This is a genomic window from Streptomyces sp. BL1, from assembly GCF_057628045.1.
This window is the reverse complement of sequence record NZ_JBXYWZ010000002.1, coordinates 955,813-975,757: the sequence shown is the minus strand read 5'-3', so window position 1 is coordinate 975,757 and position 19,945 is coordinate 955,813. Positions and strand designations below refer to the sequence as shown.

Annotated in this window: 22 protein-coding genes; 12 read left to right on the top strand and 10 right to left on the bottom strand. The window is 72.6% G+C overall.

Annotation, left to right across the window (positions count from 1 at the left end; all coding sequences use genetic code 11):
* Window positions 1-308: 308 nt before the first annotated feature.
* From AC3AGO_RS04580 to AC3AGO_RS04560, 5 genes are all read left to right on the top strand, one after another.
* On the top strand, window positions 309-1,082 hold the full coding sequence (locus tag AC3AGO_RS04580; protein WP_487818813.1) for an SDR family oxidoreductase: 774 nt from the start codon (window positions 309-311) through the stop codon (window positions 1,080-1,082).
* A 197-nt stretch (window positions 1,083-1,279) separates the two neighbouring features.
* Entirely contained in the window at window positions 1,280-1,675 is a 396-nt protein-coding gene (locus tag AC3AGO_RS04575) for a hypothetical protein (RefSeq protein ID WP_487818812.1), read from the top strand.
* A gap of 189 nt (window positions 1,676-1,864) precedes the next feature.
* Complete coding sequence (locus AC3AGO_RS04570; protein ID WP_487818811.1) at window positions 1,865-2,581, top strand: GAF and ANTAR domain-containing protein; 717 nt, start codon at window positions 1,865-1,867, stop codon at window positions 2,579-2,581.
* Window positions 2,582-2,586: 5 nt separating this feature from the next.
* A complete protein-coding gene (locus AC3AGO_RS04565; RefSeq protein ID WP_487818810.1) occupies window positions 2,587-3,318 on the top strand; it encodes an ANTAR domain-containing protein in 732 nt (243 codons plus the stop codon).
* Window positions 3,319-3,385: 67 nt separating this feature from the next.
* Window positions 3,386-4,111 (top strand): ANTAR domain-containing protein, encoded by a 726-nt coding sequence (locus AC3AGO_RS04560; RefSeq protein ID WP_487818809.1) that lies wholly within the window; start codon window positions 3,386-3,388, stop codon window positions 4,109-4,111.
* 99 nt (window positions 4,112-4,210) lie between these two features.
* Here AC3AGO_RS04560 and AC3AGO_RS04555 read toward each other — a convergent pair whose 3' ends face one another.
* Window positions 4,211-5,050 (bottom strand): NAD(P)H-binding protein, encoded by an 840-nt coding sequence (locus AC3AGO_RS04555; RefSeq protein WP_487818808.1) that lies wholly within the window; start codon window positions 5,048-5,050, stop codon window positions 4,211-4,213.
* A gap of 29 nt (window positions 5,051-5,079) precedes the next feature.
* Window positions 5,080-5,511, bottom strand: a complete 432-nt coding sequence (locus AC3AGO_RS04550) for a nuclear transport factor 2 family protein (protein ID WP_487818807.1) — start codon at window positions 5,509-5,511, stop codon at window positions 5,080-5,082.
* 137 nt (window positions 5,512-5,648) lie between these two features.
* Between AC3AGO_RS04550 and AC3AGO_RS04545 the strand changes: the two genes are divergently transcribed.
* On the top strand, window positions 5,649-6,248 hold the full coding sequence (locus AC3AGO_RS04545; RefSeq protein WP_487818806.1) for a TetR/AcrR family transcriptional regulator: 600 nt from the start codon (window positions 5,649-5,651) through the stop codon (window positions 6,246-6,248).
* 54 nt (window positions 6,249-6,302) lie between these two features.
* On the opposite strand, the gene AC3AGO_RS04540 is transcribed toward AC3AGO_RS04545, so the two are convergent.
* The 4 genes from AC3AGO_RS04540 to AC3AGO_RS04525 all read right to left on the bottom strand — a co-directional run bounded on the left by AC3AGO_RS04540 (window position 6,303) and on the right by AC3AGO_RS04525 (window position 8,826).
* Window positions 6,303-6,740: a Fur family transcriptional regulator gene (locus tag AC3AGO_RS04540; protein WP_487818805.1), complete on the bottom strand. Its 438-nt coding sequence runs from the start codon at window positions 6,738-6,740 to the stop codon at window positions 6,303-6,305.
* 133 nt (window positions 6,741-6,873) lie between these two features.
* Window positions 6,874-7,083: a DUF2180 family protein gene (locus AC3AGO_RS04535; protein WP_487818804.1), complete on the bottom strand. Its 210-nt coding sequence runs from the start codon at window positions 7,081-7,083 to the stop codon at window positions 6,874-6,876.
* Between the two features lie 295 nt (window positions 7,084-7,378).
* Window positions 7,379-8,272 (bottom strand): alpha/beta hydrolase fold domain-containing protein, encoded by an 894-nt coding sequence (locus AC3AGO_RS04530; RefSeq protein ID WP_487818803.1) that lies wholly within the window; start codon window positions 8,270-8,272, stop codon window positions 7,379-7,381.
* Complete coding sequence (locus tag AC3AGO_RS04525; RefSeq protein ID WP_487818802.1) at window positions 8,269-8,826, bottom strand: quercetin 2,3-dioxygenase; 558 nt, start codon at window positions 8,824-8,826, stop codon at window positions 8,269-8,271. The genes AC3AGO_RS04530 and AC3AGO_RS04525 overlap by 4 nt, the downstream gene beginning before the upstream one ends.
* 113 nt (window positions 8,827-8,939) lie before the next feature.
* Here AC3AGO_RS04525 and AC3AGO_RS04520 point away from each other — a divergent pair, with 113 nt between their 5' ends.
* On the top strand, window positions 8,940-9,389 hold the full coding sequence (locus AC3AGO_RS04520; protein ID WP_487818801.1) for a MarR family winged helix-turn-helix transcriptional regulator: 450 nt from the start codon (window positions 8,940-8,942) through the stop codon (window positions 9,387-9,389).
* Window positions 9,390-9,447: 58 nt separating this feature from the next.
* Here the strand turns inward: AC3AGO_RS04520 and AC3AGO_RS04515 are convergent, their stop codons facing one another.
* From AC3AGO_RS04515 to AC3AGO_RS04505, 3 genes are all read right to left on the bottom strand, one after another.
* Complete coding sequence (locus tag AC3AGO_RS04515; protein ID WP_487818800.1) at window positions 9,448-9,915, bottom strand: hypothetical protein; 468 nt, start codon at window positions 9,913-9,915, stop codon at window positions 9,448-9,450.
* A gap of 73 nt (window positions 9,916-9,988) precedes the next feature.
* The gene (gene lysM / locus AC3AGO_RS04510; protein WP_487818799.1) at window positions 9,989-10,411 is read right to left on the bottom strand and encodes a peptidoglycan-binding protein LysM; all 423 of its coding nucleotides are present in this window, start codon (window positions 10,409-10,411) and stop codon (window positions 9,989-9,991) included.
* A 338-nt stretch (window positions 10,412-10,749) separates the two neighbouring features.
* Window positions 10,750-11,463, bottom strand: a complete 714-nt coding sequence (locus tag AC3AGO_RS04505; RefSeq protein ID WP_487818798.1) for a GntR family transcriptional regulator — start codon at window positions 11,461-11,463, stop codon at window positions 10,750-10,752.
* A 206-nt stretch (window positions 11,464-11,669) separates the two neighbouring features.
* Between AC3AGO_RS04505 and manD the strand changes: the two genes are divergently transcribed.
* The 5 genes from manD (at window position 11,670) to AC3AGO_RS04480 (ending at window position 17,975) form a co-directional block, all read left to right on the top strand.
* Window positions 11,670-12,887, top strand: coding sequence for a D-mannonate dehydratase ManD (gene manD / locus AC3AGO_RS04500; protein WP_487818797.1), 1,218 nt, complete (start codon window positions 11,670-11,672; stop codon window positions 12,885-12,887).
* Window positions 12,884-14,338, top strand: a complete 1,455-nt coding sequence (locus tag AC3AGO_RS04495) for a mannitol dehydrogenase family protein (RefSeq protein ID WP_487818796.1) — start codon at window positions 12,884-12,886, stop codon at window positions 14,336-14,338. Before manD ends, AC3AGO_RS04495 begins: the two co-directional genes overlap by 4 nt.
* 38 nt (window positions 14,339-14,376) lie before the next feature.
* Complete coding sequence (locus tag AC3AGO_RS04490; protein ID WP_487818795.1) at window positions 14,377-15,819, top strand: MFS transporter; 1,443 nt, start codon at window positions 14,377-14,379, stop codon at window positions 15,817-15,819.
* Window positions 15,816-16,862, top strand: a complete 1,047-nt coding sequence (locus AC3AGO_RS04485) for an L-idonate 5-dehydrogenase (protein WP_487818794.1) — start codon at window positions 15,816-15,818, stop codon at window positions 16,860-16,862. Before AC3AGO_RS04490 ends, AC3AGO_RS04485 begins: the two co-directional genes overlap by 4 nt.
* A gap of 144 nt (window positions 16,863-17,006) precedes the next feature.
* Window positions 17,007-17,975 (top strand): aldo/keto reductase, encoded by a 969-nt coding sequence (locus tag AC3AGO_RS04480; RefSeq protein WP_487818793.1) that lies wholly within the window; start codon window positions 17,007-17,009, stop codon window positions 17,973-17,975.
* A 471-nt stretch (window positions 17,976-18,446) separates the two neighbouring features.
* On the opposite strand, the gene AC3AGO_RS04475 is transcribed toward AC3AGO_RS04480, so the two are convergent.
* Window positions 18,447-19,913, bottom strand: coding sequence for a sugar porter family MFS transporter (locus AC3AGO_RS04475; protein WP_487818792.1), 1,467 nt, complete (start codon window positions 19,911-19,913; stop codon window positions 18,447-18,449).
* Window positions 19,914-19,945 lie beyond the last annotated feature (32 nt).

The window sequence follows — 19,945 nt, the reverse complement described above, 5'->3', positions numbered from 1 at the left end:
ATGTTGCTTGTAGACGGCAAGTCGGATTCCGCGGCGGGGGACCGGTCGCGGCGTACGGGCTGCCCAACGGTGCGGAGCGCGCCGGAACTTGACGCCCCGGCGGGCCCGGCGCCGTACGGCCGGATGCGGAATGCCGCGTTGCCGCGCCGGAAGGGCGCCGCAGGCGGCCCGGCATGCCAGGGTGAGATCAGGCCGTCCCGGGGAGCGGGGAGAGCGAGGCCCTCCGGGGTGCGGGAATGTCACACCCGGACGGGCGGGTCCGGTCTTCTGCGGGAGAGATCCTGTGAGGCAGCAGAACGGAGAAGATCGTGGACGGAACGATTCTCGTCACCGGGGCCACCGGTACGCTCGGCCGCCCGCTCGTCGAGCGACTGCTCGCCGACGGCGCGCGCGTACGTGTGCTGAGCCGCCGCCCGCGCCCGGAGGGCGACGAGCGCGAGTGTGTCTGGGCGGAGGGCGATCTGGCCACAGGCGCCGGGCTGGACGCGGCTGTTGAGGGCGTGTCCGCCATCGTGCACTGCGCCACGAACGCGCGGAACGACACGCAGACGACGCGGCGGCTGACCGAGGCCGCACGGAAGGCCGGTACGCCGCACCTCGTCTACATCTCGATCGTCGGCATCGAGCAGGTGCCCTTCCCCTACTACCGCTCCAAACTCGCCTCGGAGCGCATGGTGACGGACTCCGGTCTGCCCTGGACCATCGTGCGGGCCACCCAGTTCCACGACCTGGTCGCGCTGCTCACCACCGCGCAGCGCCTGCTGCCCGTGGTGCTGGTGCCCAGCGGCTTCCGCTTCCAGCCCATCGCGGTCGGCGAGGTCGCCGAGCGGCTCGCCGAACTCGCCCGTGGGGCGCCGGCCGGCCGCGTCCCCGACCTCGCGGGGCCCGAGATCCGCGACGCCCGCGAGCTGGCCCGCCTCACGCTGCGCGCCACAGGCCGGCGCCGTCCTCTCGTTCCGGTGCGGCTGCCGGGCAAGGCGTTCCGCGGGTTCCGCGCCGGCGGCAATCTGGCCCCCGACCGCGCCGTCGGCAAGGTCACGTTCACGGAGTACCTCGAAGCCCGGGTGCGCGGGCGGCAGTGACGGGGCCGGGTCCGATGCCGCTGCCGTGAGGGGAGGGCCGGCCCGTGGAGCGCGGACCGCGGCCTGGGAGTGAACGGTTCCCGTCCTGGGCACAGCAGGATTGTGAACGGACGTGATCATGGCTGACGTTCGACCCGAACATTGCTGACGGTCCGTATAGTAAGCGCGGATCGTCTGCTCCCACGTACCGGAAGACCATGGACACCGACTCTCTCAGCGCGGCCGAACGTTTCTGCGCCGCCATTCGCGAGGCTGCCTACGAGATTCGCGGCAGCGTCGCCCGGCAGGGCGGGAAGCGCCCCGACCCCGACAGTTTCTGGGCCGGCGCGCTGGACGCCCTCGGCATCCTCAAGCCGGCCTGGCAGCGCGCCGGCACCGACGCCAACAGAGATGTGACGGAGGGGGCTTCGGACGCGGAACGGGAGCGGGCGCGCGCCGAACGCTTCGCCGCCGTACTGCCCGTCCTGGTCGACCAGACCGAGCAGAGCGCCGACGCCTCCTCCCGCCCGGCCGCCTACCGGCACGGCGTGCGCTGGGTCGTGGGCCATCTGCGGTACGTCATGCATGCCGAGTCCCGTCCCATGGCCGGCTGAGGCGTTCGGCCCGAAGTCCCCGGCGGGCAGAAGTGTTTAACGGTGCGGCCGGACGGGGCGGCACCGGCGGGCGAGCCGAGGCTTCCCGCGCTCTTCACGAGTCGTAGGCTTGACGGCACAGGGGGCCGAGCCGTGGCCTGCGTGCGGACCTGGTGAAAGCGGGTGACAACGGTGGATGTCAGCGTGGGCATGACCGCCGTTCTGGGCAACCTGCGTCCCGTCGACGGCAACGGCAAGCTCGTCGGCGGCGACCCGGCACAGTGTGCCCGCGTCCTGGGCGTCGACGGACTGGCCGTCTCCCTGCTGGCCGGTGAGGGACTGGCCGAACTGGTGTGGTGCTCTCCGGGGACCAGCGCCCAACTGGAGGATCTGCAGTTCACGTTGGGGCTCGGCCCGGGTCCCGAGACCGCCGCGTCGTGCGCTCCGGTGCTGGAGGCCGATCTGTCCCGGGTGCCGGACGAACGGTGGCCCGGACTGCTGTCCGAGGCCATGGCCCTGGGCGTGGGCGCCGTGTTCTGCCTGCCGCTGCACATCGGCGGAGCCTGCGTCGGCACGATGACGCTGCAGCGTACGAAGCCGGGACCGCTGTCGCCCGCGGGCATGGGCGACGCGCTGATCCTGGCGGGCGCCCTGACGGCGGTCGTCCTCGAGGGAGGCGAGGCCCAAGGGGCGTTCGCCGACGCGGAGTCGAACTCGGTGCTCTACCGGGCGGCCGTGCACCAGGCGACCGGCATGATCAGTGTGCAGGCCGGGGTGCCGCTCGCCCAGGCACTGCTGCGGCTGCGGGCGTACGCCTTCCGGCACGGTCAACCCGTCGTCGAGGCCGCGGAGGACGTGGTGGCCAGGCGTGTGCACTTTCGACATGATGGGAACGAGCCGGACTCCTCCGGTTCACGAAGGGGATGAGGGCCGTGAGTAGCCGCGAGGACCGGGTGCTGGAGGCGGTCGTGGAAGCCGTCGACACACTGCTCGACGACTTCGATCTGATCGATTTCCTGCACCGGTTGTGCAACCGGTGCGTGGACCTGCTGGAGGTGTCGGCAGCCGGGGTCATGCTGGCCGACCCGGGCGGCACCCTGCAGGTGATCGCCGCCTCGGACGAACACACCCGGCTGCTGGAGCTCTTCGCCCTGCAGTACTCCGAGGGGCCGTGCGTGGAGTCGCACCGCAGCGGCACGCCCCGGATGAACATCGAGCTCGATTCCCCCGGGGCCACGGCCTCTTTCCCGGCCTTCGCCGACCGCGCCCGGCAGGCGGGCTTCGCCACCACCCACGCCCTGCCGATGCGGCTGCGCCAGCAGTCCGTCGGCGCCTTGAACCTCTTCCAGAAGCAGTCGAATCCGCTGGGCGAGGCCGACGCGCGGCTGGCGCAGACGCTCGCCGACGTGGCGACCATCGCCATCCTCCAGCAGCGCACCATCGAGGAGAGCAACCTGGAGCGCGCCCAGCTCCAGAACGCCCTCACCAGCCGCATCGTCATCGAACAGGCCAAGGGCATCCTCGCCGAACGCTGGCAGACCGACCTGGACGAGGCCTTCGACGCGCTGCGCGGACACGCCCGCTCCGAGCAGGTACGGCTGATCGACTTGTGCCGTGCGCTGCTCAACGGCGAACTGGACACCGACACGATCCGCCGGGCGTGAGCTCACGGGCGCTTTCCCCAGCCGCCCGTCCTGAGGCCCAGGACCGGCCCGCGAACCGGGAGTGACTATGGAGGACGCGCGGTACCAGGCCGCTGCGTGGGCCCAAGTGAGCCGCGCGGCCGCCGCCGAGGGCACCGGGGTGACGCTGGGCATGGCGTGCCGGGCGTGCGCCGAGGACCTGGAGGCCGACGCGCTCGGCATCACCCTGGTCACCGCCGGCGAGCTGCGCCTGACCGCCTGCGCCACCGACGAGCGCGCCGAGCGTCTCGAAGACGTCCAGCTGGTGACGGGCGAAGGCCCCTGCACCGACGCGTTCGTGCAGGGCGGCTATGTCGAGGAGGCGGACCTGCTGGCCGCGCCCGCGCGCTGGCCCGCCTTCGCCGAGGCCGCGGCGGAGGTGGGCATCCGCACCGTGGCGGCGCTGGTCCTCTCCCTCGGAGATCTGCGCCTCGGCGCCGTGGACTTCTACCGCGGCGGGCCGCGCCCCTTCACCGACGAACAGCGCGGCCGGGCCCGCGCCTTCGCCCGCGTCCTCACGCTGCTCGCCCTGGACCAGCACCCGCACCTGCTCACCACGGAGACCCGCCCCACCAGGCCAGGGCCGCAGGGCTACCCGCCTGTCGTCCACCAGGCCGCCGGAATCCTCGCCGCGCAGAACGGCCTCGCCGTCGACGACGCCCTCGCCCGCCTCCGCGCCCACGCCTTCAGCCACAACCAGCCCCTCCTGGTGACCGCCCAGCACGTCATCGTGGGCGGCGGCCTCGACCCGGGCCCCGACGGCGAGACGGAATGAGGCACTGCCCGTACGGGCGGTCCATGGCCGGGAGGCCGCCGACGGTGTTCTCCGCAAAAGGGCACGGAGACTTCCGCCCCTTCCGGCCGGGCCGCGGGCTCAGCACACCTCGCGCCGCACGAACTCGCGGAAACTGCCCGGCGGTTGGCCCGTGACACGCTCGACGGTCCCGGTGGTGCGGTCCTCCGCGCCCTCGGCGATCGCCACGTCCATGTCGGCGAGCAGGGTGGCGAACTCCTCGGGCACGTGGGCGGCCAGCCGCTCGCGCATCCGCGCGTACGTCAGCGGCCGGTGGCTCACCTGGCGCCCCGTCACTTCGGTGAGTACGGCGGCCAGTTCGCCGTAGCTCAGCGCTTCGGGCCCGGTGAGGACCAGGTCGGTGCAGGGCGCCTCCCGGTCGGTGAGGGCGCGGACGGCGACCGCGGCGATGTCCTCCGCGTCGACGAATCCCACGCGTCCCTCGCCCGTGGCGGTCATGATGACGCCCTGCTCGCGGATGCTCTGCGCGTGCGGCCGGCTGCCCGTCATGTTCTGCATGAACCAGGAGGGCCGCAGCACCGCCCACTCCTCGAACAAGTCCGGGAGCGCGGTGTGCACTTGCCCCGCTCCGGGCCCGCCGGGCGGGGTGCTGGAGGCGCTGAGCAGCGCCACCCGGCGGACCCCGGCGCCGCGCGCCTGCCGGAGGAAGGGGAGCATGACGCCGGCCGGTGCGATGCTGCCCACCGGCGGGATGAGATAGATACGGTCCACGCCCCGCAGCGCGCCCTCGAACGTGCCGGGGTCGTTCCAGTCGAAGCGGACGGCCCGCGGATCGTCCGCGGTGCCGGCGTGCCGGCTGGCGGCCCTGACGGTGTGCCCGAGCGCGGTGAGCCGGGCGGCGACGCGGCTCCCGGTGGTACCCGTGGCGCCGGTGACCAGGATGGTGTGACGGTCGGTCAACGTCTTCTCCTCAGGCCGCGAACGGCGGTTCAGGCCGCGAACGGCGATGATTCCGCGCCCTCGGCGGCGGCCGGGAGGGCGAGCGGGTTCCAGTAGTCGCGGTAGTGCGTGAAGAGGCCGTCCTCGACGGTCACCACGACGATGTAGGTCATCTCGAACGGCGCGCCGGTGGACACGGCGCGGCCGGTGGCGTCCATCTCCACCACGATCGTCTCCGGCGCCTCGGTCCGGTGGACGCGGACGGAGGGGAAGGCGTGGAGGTCGATGTGGTCGGGGTAGCCGCGCATGTAGCCGGCGACCGCGTCCCTGCCCTCCAGTCGCCGGGGGTTGCCCTCCGGCGCGAACGGAAACTCGACGATCCCGTCCTCGTGCCACAGTCCGACCCAGCCGTCGATGTCCTTCTCCAGCAGCAGCCGCAGGCCGTGGCGGAACAGCTCCTCGGGTGTCCGGTGTGGGGTCATGGGTGCTCCTCGCTATGATGTGGACCGTCGGTCCACATCAACATACGGACCGGCGGTCCATTTTTCAAGGCGCACGGGGCGGCGGTGCCCGTGCATGCGAAGGTGCGGGAACTGCCCGTACGCGCAAGGGAAGGCCCATGACTGAACGCAAGGCGCGGGCGGACGTCGTCCGTAACCGGCAGGCCGTCTTCGACGCCGCCGACGAACTCTTCTCCCGCAGCGACAGCCCCGGCAGCGTCACGATGGCCGACGTCGCCGCGGCGGCCGGCGTCGGCAAGGGCACGCTGTTCCGCCGCTTCGGCGACCGTACGGGCCTGATCCGCGCGCTGGTCGGCGCGCGTCTCGCCGCCGTGCGCGAGGCCGTGGAGTCAGGGCCCGTGCCCCTCGGCCCCGGCGGTGCGCCGCGCGAACGCGTCCTGGCGCTGCTCGACGCGGTGCTCCGCTTCAAGCTGGAGAACCGCCATCTCTCCCTGCTTCTGGAGGAGTCGGGAAGCGGCAGCCCGTACCAGGCCGAGCACTACACCTGGTGGCACGGCGCGCTGCGGGACACTCTGCGGCAGATCCCCGGTATGGGGGACGGCGGCTTCGCCGCGCACGCCCTGCTGGGGGCCACCCGCGCCGACCTCGTCGAGCACCTCACGAGCCAAGAGGGCGCCACCGAGAGGGAGTTGAGAAAGGACTTGGCCGCCTATGCCGCCGGAGTCCTGGACGCGGCCTCGGCGCGGAAGAGCGCCTGACCGTGACGGGTGCGGCGCAACAAGGCCGCGACGGGCGGGAGTCGGGGTGTGCGGTCAGTCAGGGGTCTGGCAGTCGGGGCACAGGCCCCACCAGGTGACCTCCGCTTCGTCGATGACGAAGCCCTTGTCGTCGGTCGGTTCCATGCACGGGGCCGCGCCGACGCTGCAGTCCGTGTCCTCGATGCGCCCGCAGCTGCGGCAGACCAGGTGGTGGTGGTTGTCGCCGACGCGCAGTTCGTAGCGCGTGGGGGAGCCCGCCGGCTCGATGCAGCGGATGAGCGCGACCCGTGTCAGGTCGTCGAGCACGTTGTAGAGCCCCTGCCGCGACATCCCTCCGGAGGCGGGCTTCGCGCCCGCGGAGATGCCGATGCGCTTCTCCAGCTCCGGGGCGGTGCAGTGCGCGTGGCCGTGCAGGGCGGTCAGCACCGTACGGCGCTGCGCGGTGTTGCGCAGGCCCTTGCTCCTGAGCAACTCGACGGCGAACTCGTCCATGCCCTGGCCACACTCCCTTCGTCGCCGGCCGTCCTTGTGCGGCGCACCCTCACCCGGTGCCGCCTGCGAGAAGCGTAGACGCCGGCACGCTTGCCCGGCCTCTCCGCTCCCGTGAGGCGGTGTCGGGCACCGGTCAGACGGAGAGCTCCGCTCCGTGGCAGGTCTGGCAGACGACGCGCCGCGCGGGCCGCTCGCTGGTCGACCTGCCCATGCCGTTGAGCTTGTGGATCGCCGTCGGCGTCACGTGTCCGTGGTCGGAGCAGACGACGAGGCTGCAGCGCTGGCAGATGCCGATGGCGACCGTGTCGTCCTTGCCGGTCAGATCGCAGTCGTAGCACTTCATGGGGGTCCTCCGTCGGGGCGGCGTGCCCGGTGTGCCCGCCGCGGCGAGCGTGGCGGCTGCGGCGCGGTGAGGCGGGCGAGGGCGTGGGGGTGAGATCGGCAGACGGGGGCGCACGAGCCCGCGACATTGACGGCCGGCGCCTCCCCGATGTTCACAAGCCTAACGCTAGATTGGACAGAGTCAAAACTAGCTCGGAGGGCCTGCCCACCGATGTGCGCGAGGCGGGATGGCGAGGCAACACAAAACCCGTACGGGCCGACCGTGAAGAGGGCCGGTCCGTACGGGAGTTGGTGCTTCAGTGCCGGCCTGTGGCCTTGGCGGTGAAGGTGAGGGAGCGGGCGAAGATCTCTTCCACGTCCCTGTCCGGGAGGCCGTACCAGCCGTGGTCGGCGCCGGGGACGGTGTGGAGCTCCGCTGTCGCTCCGGCGTCCGTGAGGGCCGCGGCGAGAGCCTCGCTGTGCGAGCGGTCGACCATGGTGTCCTCAGCGCCGTGGACGAGGAGGAGCGGCGGCGCGTCGGCGCGTACGTGTGTCAACGGCGAGGCGGCGCGGGCCAGTTCGGGCACCGCGGCCGGTGCGGCGCCCAGCAGCAGGGCTTCGGGGGTCGCCGCGTTGTGCGGGTCGAAGCCGCCGCGCGGGGTGAGCAGATCGCCGGGCCCGTACCAGACGACGGCGCCCGCCACGGGGGTGTCGGTCTGCGTCAGGGCGAGGAGCGAGGCGAGGTGCCCGCCGGCGGACTCGCCCCAGGCCACGGTCCGTTCGGGGTCGACGCCGAGTTCGCCGGACCGCAGCGTGAGCCAGCGCAGCGCGGCCTTCAAGTCGTCGAGCGGGGCGGGGAAGTGCGCCTCGCCGCTGAGCCGGTAGTCGACGGCGGCGACGGCGAAGCCCGCCGCCGCGATGCGCTCGAACGGCCCCGGCTGCCATCCGCGCATCCGCATGCCCAGATCGTCGCGACGGCCGCGCCGCCAGGCGCCGCCGTGCACGCACAGCACCAGCGGTACGGGCCCGGCCGTGCCGGACGGCGGCAGCCACACGTCGAGTTCGACCGGACGGCTGCCCTCGGCCTGGGCGTACGGAATGCCGCGCAGCAGCCGTACGCCCTCCGCACAGGGGGCGGCCGGCGGCAGGGGAGCGACGTCCGGCGCGGGTGCGGCGATCTGCGCCAGAAGCTCGGGCGGCGGGCCGCTCACCGCGTACGCCACTGGTGGTCGGGGAGGAAGCGCACGTCGTACTCCTGCGGGACGGTGCCGAACTTGTGCGGCTCGGGCACGACCGGCTCCACCGGCAGCCCGAGCTTCTCGGCGGGCGCGCCGAGGGTCTCGAAGAACCGCTCGAAGGTGCCGCCGGGGCCCGCGGCGACGCCGACGACCTGGCTGTGGTGGCGCTCCATGCGGTAGGCGTGCGGGCAGTTCTTGGGCACGAAGCCGAAGTCGCCCGAACTGAGCAGCTTCTCCTGCTGGTTGCCCTCGGTGTCCTCGATGAACAGCCGGACCGCGCCGTGGGTGATGTAGAAGACCTCGTAGGTGTCCGTGTGCACGTGGGCCGGGATGATGTCGCCCTTGGGGCCCTCGCAGGTGAAGAAGTTGAAGGTGTTCTCGGTCTGTTCGCCGCCTGCGTAGATCGTGATCAGGTCGCCGAACAGGTGCGCCCGGTCCCCCTCGCCCTTCTCGATGAAGTAGGGCTTGCCCGGCTCGGCGGGGATCCGCGAGGCGCTGCGGTAGCGCGTGGCGTACTCGATCGTCATTGACTGTCCTTTCCGTGCACCCCCAGTTTATGTCAGGTAGCCTGACATAACGAGGATCGGCAGGCAAGCACCCGGGTACGCTGCGACCCGCACGCTGCCCGGATGAGGACGACATGACTGGAACAGGCCCGAACCTTCTGCAACTCCTCGACGACGCCCGCCGCTGGTTCGAGAAGGCGCTGGTCGCCGCCATGGAGCAGGCCGGGGGCGAGCAGGTGACGCCGCCCCAGCTCGGGCTGTTCGCGGTCCTCGACGCCGAGGGCACGACGGCCTCCGAACTGGCCCGGCGCATGGGCGTCACCCGCCAGACCACGCATCAGGCGGTGGGCGCGCTGGTGGACGCGGGCCTGGTGGAGCAGGCCCCGGACCCCGCCTCGGCGCGCCGCCGCCTGGTGCGCCGCACCGCCGAGGGGGAGCGGGCGCACCGGCAGGCGATGCGGGTCCTCCGGCAGGCGGAGGACGTCCTCGCGGAACGCGTCGGTCCCGCCGCGGCCACGGCACTGCGCGCAGCGCTGGAGGCCGACTGGGGCGACCCGCCCGTGCTCACACCGCCCCGACGGTGACGTCCGTACGGAGCTGACGCCCCTTCACCATGCCCTGCGCCGGGGGGAGTTGTGAGGGTTACGCGGTCCGGGGCCGGATCTCCTCGATCAGGCGGCGCATCGCGAGGGCGTGCCCGCCCGTACGGAGCACGAGGGTGCGGTAGAGGCGGCCGGTCACGCCGGGGAAGGTGCCGCGGCTCTCGGCCCGCAGCCGCGTACGGCGCGGGCCGAGGCCGTCGAGGCGGAAGGTCAGGGCGTACGTGGAGAAGCGATGACTCCCCTCCAGCGCCAGTTCGCGCCCCGGCAGCGCGCTCACCACCCGGAAGCCGGGAAGCGCCGAGCCGTCGGCGAGAGGCCGCGGCCCGGACGCCGCGCTGTCGGCCGCGCCGACGAGCCGCGCGTAACGGGCCGCCCCGGGGCGGGAGAACGACCGCTCCAGCGTGTGGACCAGCCCGCGCCAGACCTCGTCGGCGTCGGCCTGGATGACGCGTGTGTGCTCGTCGATGTACGGCAGCGCTGCGCCCCGCATCGCACCTCCAGTCGGCATCACTTCAGGCAAGGCACGGCGGTCCGCGCCGTGAGTCCGGACTGCCGAGCGTGACGGATCCCGGGGCGCGCCGTCACCACTCTTCGGGAACGCGCAGCAGCGTTCCGGGGGTGATCTTGTCCGGGTCGGTCAGCGGGGGCTTGTTGGCCTCGAAGATCACCATGTACTTGTCCGCGTCGCCGTACTGGTCCCGGGCGATGGCGCTGAGCGTGTCGCCCGGTTTGACGATCACGAAGCGGGATTCCCGTCCGGGTGTCCTGGCCTCGATCTCGGCCTTCACACGGGCGATGCCCCGGACGTTTCCCAGGGCGAGCACGATCTTCTCCAGCTCGTCCTGCGACGCCACTTCGCCGACGACGGTCACGAGCGAGCCCTCCACGGTCACGTCGATGCCCGCGCCGTCGAGCCCGCAATGGCTGACGTGCTCGATGAACGCCTTCGGGTCCTGGTCGGCCAGCTTGTCGCCCGCGTCAGCGACGAAATCGAAGAGCCTCATGCCGGTTCCCCCTCACGGGAGCGCGGTCGCCCCCTCGGTACGGTACGCACGCGGCGGGACGTCCGGCGCTACCGCTTCCGGACCCCGGTGGCCCCGGCCGTCACCGCGGGCGCGCCCGTGCACACGGGTGCTCCCGCGTCAGAGCGGTGCCGGTCCCGAGGGCGGGCCGGGAGCCGGCGGCGCACCGCGGGGGCGGCAACTGCCGTAAGCGGGACGGGCGTTCGGCAGGGGCGGAACGGGCGCGCGCGTCTACGGAGGCGGCGCCACGGCGCGGAGCCGTCCCACGGCGGGGGAGGGCAATGGCGCGGGAGGGCCGGGGCGTCCCCGCACGGGACCGGTCACTCCCACACGACGATGTTGCGGCGCACCGGAACGGAGCCCGTGTCCGTGGCGAACAGCTCGGGTGAGCGTTCCCGGATGCGTTCCACGTCGTCGAAGACCGCGCGCAGGTGTGCGCGCATCGCGGTACGGGCCGAGGCGAGGTCGCCGGAGAGCACCGCGTCCATGATCTCGACGTGCTGGCCGGCGAAGCCCTCACTGGAGGCGGTGTCGTAGAGGCCGAGGCGGCGGGCCCGGTCGAGGTGGCCCTTGGCGGCGACGACGGTGGCCCAGGCGCTGCCGTGTCCGCTCAGTCGCAGCAGGGCGTGGTGGAAGGCCTCGTCGAGCTCGAAGAAGTCCTCCAGGCCGAGCCCGGGCCGCTGTTGGGCCTCCAGATTGGCCCGCAGTTCTTCGACGAGGTCGGGGTCGAGCTCCGCAGGGAGGTCGTCGAGGGCCGCGAGTTCCACGGCTTCGCGCAGGAACTGCGCGTCGGCGACCTTCGCGGGGTCAACGCGCGAGACGAACGAGCCCACTTGGGGGAAGACCTGCACCAGGCCCTCGTGGGACAGCAGGATCAGGCTCTCCCGGACCGGGGTGCGGCTGACGCCCAGTGAGGCCGCCAGCTCGTTCTCGGACAGGGGTGCGCCCGGGGGGAGTTCAAGGGTCAGCACCTTCTGTCGCAGCGTCGCGTAGACGGCACCACGGTTGGTCCGCTGCCGGTTCGATCGGGCCATGCCGTCATCGTATCGGGCGCGCTGCCGGTGGGCGCCGTCCCGGCCGGGTGCGGGGAGCGCCGCAGCCGGACTGTCGTGACGTGGAAAAACATCGCCGTCAAGCATTGCGTCCACTGTGCGACAGGTGCTTGTATACCAGTGCTGGTCGGTTAGTGGGCGCGGTGTGTGCGCCGCCCGGGCGGCCCGCACGGAGCGCGTCGAAGGAGATGGGACCTGTGAGCAAGATCGAGCGTGCCGAGGTGTTCGTCGCCTCGCCGGGACGGACGTTCGTCACCCTGCGCGTGACGACCTCGGACGGGGTGACCGGCCTCGGCGACGCCACGCTGAACGGCCGCGAGCTCGCCGTCGCGAGCTATCTGCGCGACCACCTCGTACCGCTGCTGATCGGCAAGGACCCCGCGCGCATCGAGGACATGTGGCAGTACCTCTACCGCGGCGCCTACTGGCGCGGCGGACCCGTCACCATGACCGCGATCTCCGCCGTCGACACAGCGCTGTGGGACATCAAGGGCAAGGTCGCCGGACTGCCCGTCTACCAGCTGCTCGGCGGCCGCTCCCGTGACGGCGTGATGGTCTACTCGCACGCCAGCGGCACCGACATCCCCTCCCTCCTCGACGACGTGGACCGGTTCCTGGAGCAGGGCTACAAGGCGGTGCGCGCCCAGGCCGCCGTGCCCGACGTCGGCGGCACGTACGGGGTGCGCAAGGGCAAGGTGTACGAGCCGGCCGCCACGGCGCTGCCCGACGAACAGCCCTGGGACACCGAGGCGTACCTGCGCTTCGCCCCCACCTACCTCGAAGCCGTCCGTGAACGTTTCGGCTTCGGCTTCCACCTGCTGCACGACGTCCACCACCGGCTCACGCCCATCGAGGCGGCCCGGTTCGGCAAGCAGGTCGAGGACAGCCGGCTGTTCTGGATGGAGGACCCCACCCCGGCCGAGAACCAGGAGTCCTTCCGCCTCATCCGGCAGCACACCACCACGCCGGTGGCCGTGGGCGAGGTACTCACGTCCATCTGGGACGTCCAGCACCTGATCACCGAGCAGCTCATCGACTACGTGCGCACCAGCGTCGTGCACGCCGGCGGCATCACCCACCTGCGCCGCATCTTCGACCTGGCCGCGCTCTACCAGGTCCGTACGGGCTCGCACGGGGCCACCGACCTCTCGCCGGTCACCCTCGCCGCCGCCGTGAACGTCGACATCACCGTGCCCAACTTCGGCATCCAGGAGTACATGGAGCACGCCGACGAGACGCACGAGGTCTTCCACAGCGGCGTGACCTTCGCCGACGGCATGCTCCACCCCTCCGAAGAGCCCGGCCTGGGCGTCGAGTACGACGAGAAGGCCGCCGAGCGCTTCCCGTACGAGCCCCGCTATCTGCCGGTCGCGCGCCGCCTGGACGGGTCGGTGCACGACTGGTGACGAACAGCCCCGCCCTCAACCGCGCCGCGCTCGACGGCCTCGCCCCCGGCGTACGCCCCGCTGTCGACCCGCGCGAACTGCGCCCGCGCGTCGTGCACTTCGGGCTCGGCGCCTTCCACCGCGCCCATCAGGCCGTCTACACCGAGAACGCCGCGCTGCGCTCCGGCGAGCCCTGGGGCATCGTCGCCGTCGCCCCGCGTTCCGCGGAGACGGCCGCCGCGCTGCGCGCGCAGGACTGTCTCTACTCGCTGACCGAGCGGCGCCCCGACGGGCCCGCCACCCGCGTGATCGGCTCGGTCACCGACGCGCTCGCGCTGCGCGAGCACGGTCCGCAGATCGACCGGCTGCTGGCCTCGCCCGACGTCGGCGTGGTGACCCTCACCCTTACGGAGAAGGGCTACCACCGGCGCCCCGGCACCGGTGAACTCGACGTCACCGCACCGGAGATCGCCGCCGACCTCGCCGCACCCGGCAGCGGGAACATGGCCACCGTCGTGGGCCGCCTCGCCGCCGGGCTGGCCGCCCGGATGCGCGCCGGCGGCGCCCCTCTCAACGTCGTCTCCTGCGACAACATGGCCGGCAACGGTGCCGTACTCGCCGCCGTCGTACGGGACTTCGTCGCCGCGACGGCCTGGCCCGACCGGCAGGCGCTGCTCGACTGGATGGCCACCGCCGTCGCGTTCCCCTCGACCGTCGTCGACCGCATCGTGCCCGCCACCACCGACGCCGACCGGGAAACGGCCGCAGAAGCGCTCGGCGTACGCGACGAGCTGACGGTTGTCGGCGAACCGTACCGGCAGTGGGTCATCGAGGACGCCTTCACCGCGCCGCGGCCGCAATGGGAGCTGGACGGCGCCCTGTTGGTGCCCGACGTCGCGCCGTACCAGCTCACGAAGCTGCGGCTGCTCAACGGCACCCACTCCGCGCTGGCCTACCTCGGCGCGGCGGCCGGCTGCACGACCATCGCCGACGCGCTGGCCACCGGATGGGGAGCACGTCTGGTGCGCGCCTTCTGCGCCGAGACCGCCCCCGTCCTGCCCACAGGCGGGCCCGACCCCGCGGCGTACGCGGAGGACCTCGTCGCCCGGTTCGCGAACCCGGGCATGCGGCACCGGCTCCAACAGATCGGCTCCGACGGCTCGTTGAAGCTCCCGGAACGGTGGTTCGACACGCTGCGGGCCGCCCCGGGCGGCACCCCCGTGCTCGCCCTCGCGCTCGCCGGCTGGGTGAACGCGACCCGGCCCGGCGGCGACGGAGCACAGCTCTTCGGGACCACCGACCCGGCCTCCGACGCGCTCGCCGCCTGCTGGCAGCAGGCGGCGACACCCGAGGAGACCGTACGCGGTCTGCTGCGCGTCCTGGGCGCGGCGGACCTGGCCGGGGACGACGCGCTCGTCGACGCCGTCGCCGCCCGCCTCCCCGCTCTCCGGGCGGGCCGCATCGAGATCTGACGCCCCGCCAGTACATCCACGGACAACGGAGTTCCACGATGACGGACACCCAGCAGACGGCGCCCGCGAGCCCCGTCCAGAGGACGACCCGGGACCTGACCAGAGCCGCCGTCTCCGGCTGGCTCGGCACGGCCATGGAGTTCATGGACTTCCAGCTCTACTCGCTGGCAGCGGCCATCGTCTTCAACAAGATCTTCTTCCCCGACGTCAGCCCCGCCATCGGACTGATCGCCGCCATGGCGACCTACGGCGTCGGCTACGTCGCCCGCCTCGTCGGCGCCGTCTACTTCGGCCGCATGGGCGACCGCATCGGGCGCAAGAAGGTCCTCTTCATCACCATCCTGCTGATGGGCGTCTCGACCACCCTCATCGGCGCCCTGCCGACGTACCAGACCATCGGCATCCTCGCCCCCGTCCTGCTCGTCGCCCTGCGGCTCGTGCAGGGCTTCGGCGCCGGCGCCGAGATCGCCGGCGCCACCGTGATGCTCGCCGAGTACGCGCCCGCCAAGCGCCGGGGACTGATCTCCTCGCTCGTCTCGCTGGGCACCAACTCCGGCACCCTGGCCGCCTCCGGGCTGTGGGCGATCCTGCTCGCCGTCCTCAGCGAGGACCAACTGGTCGCCTGGGGCTGGCGTCTGCCGTTCCTGCTCAGCTTCGGCCTCATGATCTTCGCGGTGTGGCTGCGCCGGAACCTCAAGGAGAGCCCCGTCTTCGAGGAGCGGGCCGACGTCGTCGACGGCGTCGCCATGTCGCGTACCGAGGTCGAGAACTCCCTCGCCGAGGCCCCGTCGGCGGAGGCCCCGTCCGCGGAGAAGCCGTCGACGGAGAAGCCGTCGGCGAAGAAGCAGGAGACCGCGCTGGAGGCGGGGATACGCCAGCGCAAGGGCAAGGCGTTCTTCCTCGCCCTCGGACTGCGCTTCGGACAGGCCGGCAACTCCGGGCTCATCCAGACCTTCCTGGCCGGCTACATCGCCACCACCCTGCACGTCGAACAGTCCGTGCCCGCCGACGCCATCGTCTACGGCTCGCTCCTGGGCTTCGTGACCGTGCCGCTGGTCGGCCTGCTCGGCGACCGTTACGGCCGCCGCCCCGTGTACGTCGTCTTCAGCGTGCTGACCATGGTCCTCGCGTTCCCGATGATGTGGCTCATCACCTCCGGCAGCACCGCGGGGCTGATGATCGGCATGGTCCTCGCGCTCAACATCGGCGTGCTCAGCCTCTTCTCGCTGGAGAGCGTCACGATGGCCGAACTCTTCGGCGCCCGTACCCGGTTCACGCAGCTCGCCCTCGCCAAGGAGATCGGCGGCACCCTCGCCACCGCCGTCGGCCCCATCGTGGCGGCCTCGCTGACCGCTCTCACCGGCAGCTGGTGGCCGGTCGCGGCGATGCTCGTCGTCTACTCGCTCATCACCCTCATCCCCGTGCTCATCGCCCCGGAGACCCGCGGCCGTGACCTGGTCCGCCTGGAGGACGCCGTATGAAGGCAGTTGTCGTACACGGCCCCGGAGACGTACGGACCGACGAACGCCCCGTACCGTCGCCGGGGGAGGGCGAGGTCCTCCTCGCCCTGGAGTGGGGCGGGATCTGCGGCTCCGACGTCGCCTACGCCCGGAACGGCGCCTCCGGCACCGCCGCGCTCACCCACCCGATGGTGCTCGGCCACGAAGTGGCCGGACGCATCGCCGAAGTGGGCCCCGGTGTCGACGCCCTGACGGTCGGTCAGCCCGTCACCGTTCACCCGGCCGAACCCGTCGGCGACACCCCGCTGCCCGAACGGCTCGCCGGACGCACCAACCTCCACCCGCAGGTCCGCTACTTCGGGTCCGCCGCCTTCGACCCGCACACCGACGGCGGCTTCAGCGAGTACCGCGTGGTGCCCGCCCGGCAGATACGGCCGCTGCCCGAGGGCGTGGACACCGAACACGGCGCCCTCGCCGAGCCGTTGGCCGTCGCGATGCACGCCGTGCGCCGCGCGCCCGACCTGCGCGGCAAGACCGTACTCGTCAACGGTGCCGGCCCCATCGGAGCACTGGTCGTGGCCGCCGCGAAACACCGCGGAGCCGCCACCGTCATCGCCGCGGACCTCTCCGCCGACTCGCTGTCCGTCGCCAAGGCGATGGGCGCGGACGAGACGGTCGACGTCTCCACGGGCGCGCCCCTCCCGCAGGACATCGAGACCGTCTTCGAAGCCTCCGGCGCCCCGGCCGCACTCGGCTCCGTCCTGCGGGCAACCGCCCGCGGCGGCACCCTCGTCCAGGTCGGCAACCTGCCCGGCGCCGCCGCGCCCGCGGCCCTCGGCGACCTGGTGACCCGCGAGATCACCTGGATCGGCTGCTACCGCTTCGTCGAGGAGATCGACGACGCGCTGGCGGCGATGCGGGACGGCCTGGACGTCACCCCCGTCATCAGCCACCGCTTCGGCATCGACGACGCACCCGCGGCCCTCGCCCTCGCCGCCGACCCGGCCACCCCCACCAGCAAGGTGATGCTCCGCCTCAACGAGGGGGAGGGCGCCGCGGGTTGAGACCGGGCGCTCCGCCTCGGGGCCGTCCGTGCGTGGCCACCGGCGGCGCAGTGGATCAGGGGATTAGGCTCGGGAGGGCCCGCCACTGTGCTCTCGCAGGCCGTCACGCCACGGCCGCCCGAGCCGATCCCAAGGAGCGCCGACTTGCAGTACGTGAAACTCGGATCGACCGGCCTGGACGTCTCCCGTATCTGCCTGGGCTGCATGAGCTACGGCGAACCGGCCCGCGGCAACCACGAGTGGACGCTGGACGAGGAGACCTCCCGGCCGCTGATCCGGCAGGCCGTCGAGGCCGGCATCAATTTCTTCGACACGGCGAACGTCTACTCCGACGGCACCAGCGAGGAGATCACCGGCCGGGCGCTGGCCGAGTACGCGCGCCGCGAGGAGATCGTGCTCGCCACGAAGCTGTGCGGCGTCATGCGGCCGGGCCCCAACGGGCGCGGCCTGTCCCGCAAGGCGGTGATGACGGAGATCGACGCCAGCCTGCGCCGCCTGGGCACGGACTACGTCGACCTCTACCAGATCCACCGCTGGGACCCGCACACGCCCGTCGAGGAGACGATGGAGGCGCTGCACGACGTCGTCAAGGCGGGCAAGGCCCGCTACATCGGGGCCAGTTCGATGTACGCGTGGCAGTTCGCGAAGGCCCAGCACACCGCCGAGCGGCACGGCTGGACGAAGTTCGTCTCCATGCAGAACCACTACAACCTCCTCTACCGCGAGGAGGAGCGCGAAATGCTGCCGCTCTGCGCGGACCAGGGCGTCGGCGTCGTGCCCTGGAGCCCGCTGGCCCGCGGCCGGCTGACGCGCGAGTGGGGCACCGAGACGGCGCGCAGCCGCACCGACGAGTTCGGCAAGACCCTGTACGCGGAGGGCGACCGGGAGATCGTCGCCGCCGTCGCGCGCCTCGCGGAGGAACGCGGCGTACCACGCGCGCAGATCGCCCTCGCGTGGCTGCTGCGCCAGTCCACAGTGACCGCCCCCATCATCGGCGCCACCAAGGAGGGTCACCTCGACGACGCGCTCGCCGCACTGGACTTGGAGCTCACCGACGAGGAGACCGAAACCCTCCAGAAGCCCTACACTCCCCACCCGGTAACCGGCTTCTGACCGCCCGCACCCGGTGTGGGGACGCGGTCCGCCAAGGGGCGGCTGCGTTGAATGTGCGGCTCCACCGCGCGGGGCGGGCACACCTGCCCGGTGTGGGCAGCTGGTCCGCCCAAGGGGCGGAACGGGTGGGCACACCGGACCGCCAGCCGCGAGGCCACGTCCCCCACGCACCCAACGCACGCGCGGCCGTGAGGGGTTGGCCCCAGACCCGCCCCTACCCGTTTCTTCCGGGGCAGCCGCCCCGGCCCCCACCGGGACGGGGGGAGGAGGAGCGGGGCTACGCCCCGGACCCCACCGGGACGGGGGTGGAGGAGCGGGGCTACGCCCCGGACTCCACCGGGACGGGGGGTGGAGGAGCGGGGCTACGCCCCGGACCCCACCGGGACGGGGGGGGGAGGAGCAATCGGGGCTCCCGCCCCGGCGGCCCCCACGACCCCGCCCTCCGGGCGGGAAAGGAGAGGGGCTCCGCCCCTACCGCCCGGCCGACGCCCGCACGGCGTCGGCCGCCCGCACGTCCTCGCCGGACGCGGAACGCCCCGCCCCCGCCCGCAACCGCTGCTCGATCTCCTCCAACGACCGCCCCCGAGTCTCCGGCACCCGCCGCAGCACAAAGACCCAGCACAGCGCGTTCATGACCGCGTACGTCAACAGCGTGGCCGTGAGCCCGAACGTCCGTACGGAGGTCAGCGCTGTCACCGCGATGAGCAGGTCGAAGCCCCACACGGTGGCCGTCGCGGCGCTGGTGGCGGGCCCGCGTACGGCCAGCGGCAGCACCTCGGGGCCGATGAGCCACACCACCGCCTGCATGCTCGCGCCGTTGAAGAAGATGTAGGCGAACAGCGCGGCCACGACCGTCCATTGCTGCAGCGGGGAGCCGGAGTCGGTGAGGAACGCGAGGCCCATGACGGCCATGGCGACGCCCGAGGCCGGCAGCAGCCACAGCAGGAGGCGACGGCGGCCGATCCGGTCCACGCAGACGGCGCCGGTGACGGCCGCCAGGACGAGCATCAGGCCGATGCCGATCCCGCTGAGCAGCGCGGCCGAATCGCCGAATCCCGCGTCGGTGAACAGCGTCGGCGCGTAGTACACCATCGCGTTGATGCCGGTGAGCTGGGAGAAGGCGGCGATGCCGAGGGCGACGAGGAGGGCGGGGCGCACCCAGGAGGAGCCCAGGACGCGCAGCGTGGCGCGCAGTCCGCGGGGGCTGCCCTGTTCGGCCCGGCACAGTCCGGCGATCTCGTCGGCCTCGGCGGTCACGTCGTGGCCGGGGCCGCGCAGCCGGGTCAGGACCTTCTCGGCGGTCTCGCGGCGGCCCCGTTCGACCAGCCAGCGGGGGCTCTCGGGGAGGGCGAGCATGCCGGCGGCGAGGACGAGCGCCGGGATCACGGCGAGGCCGAACATCCAGCGCCAGCCTTCGGGCCCGGCGAGCGCGTAGCCGCACAGATACGAGATCAACTGGCCGATGGCGACCATGAGTTGGAACAGCACCATGAGCCTGCCGCGTACGGCGGGCGGTGCGGTCTCGGCGATGTAGACGGGGACGGTGTTGGAGGCGGCGCCGACGGCGAGCCCCAGCAGCAGCCGGGCCAGGATCAGGCCGAGGGCCGAGGTGGCGACGGCCGAGCACAGCGCCCCGGCGGCGAAGACGGCGGCGACGGCGATGATGACGCGCCGTCTGCCGTGCCGGGCGTTGAGGATGCCGGAGACGGGGGCGCCGATCATGGCGCCCACGAGGATGGCGCTGACCACGATCTCCTGTTCCTGGGTGTCCAGCCGGAGGTCGCGGCCCAGGTCGAGGAGGGCGCTGGAGATGATGCCGGTGTCGTAGCCGAAGAGGAGTCCGCCGAGCGCGGAGATTCCGGCGACGGCGTAGAGCAGCGCGGGCTGCCGGCCGGTGCCGCGGCCGACGGCGCTGTCGGCCGGGGTGAGCACCTTCACGGGGGAGTCCCTTCGTCGGGTGCGGGGTGGGA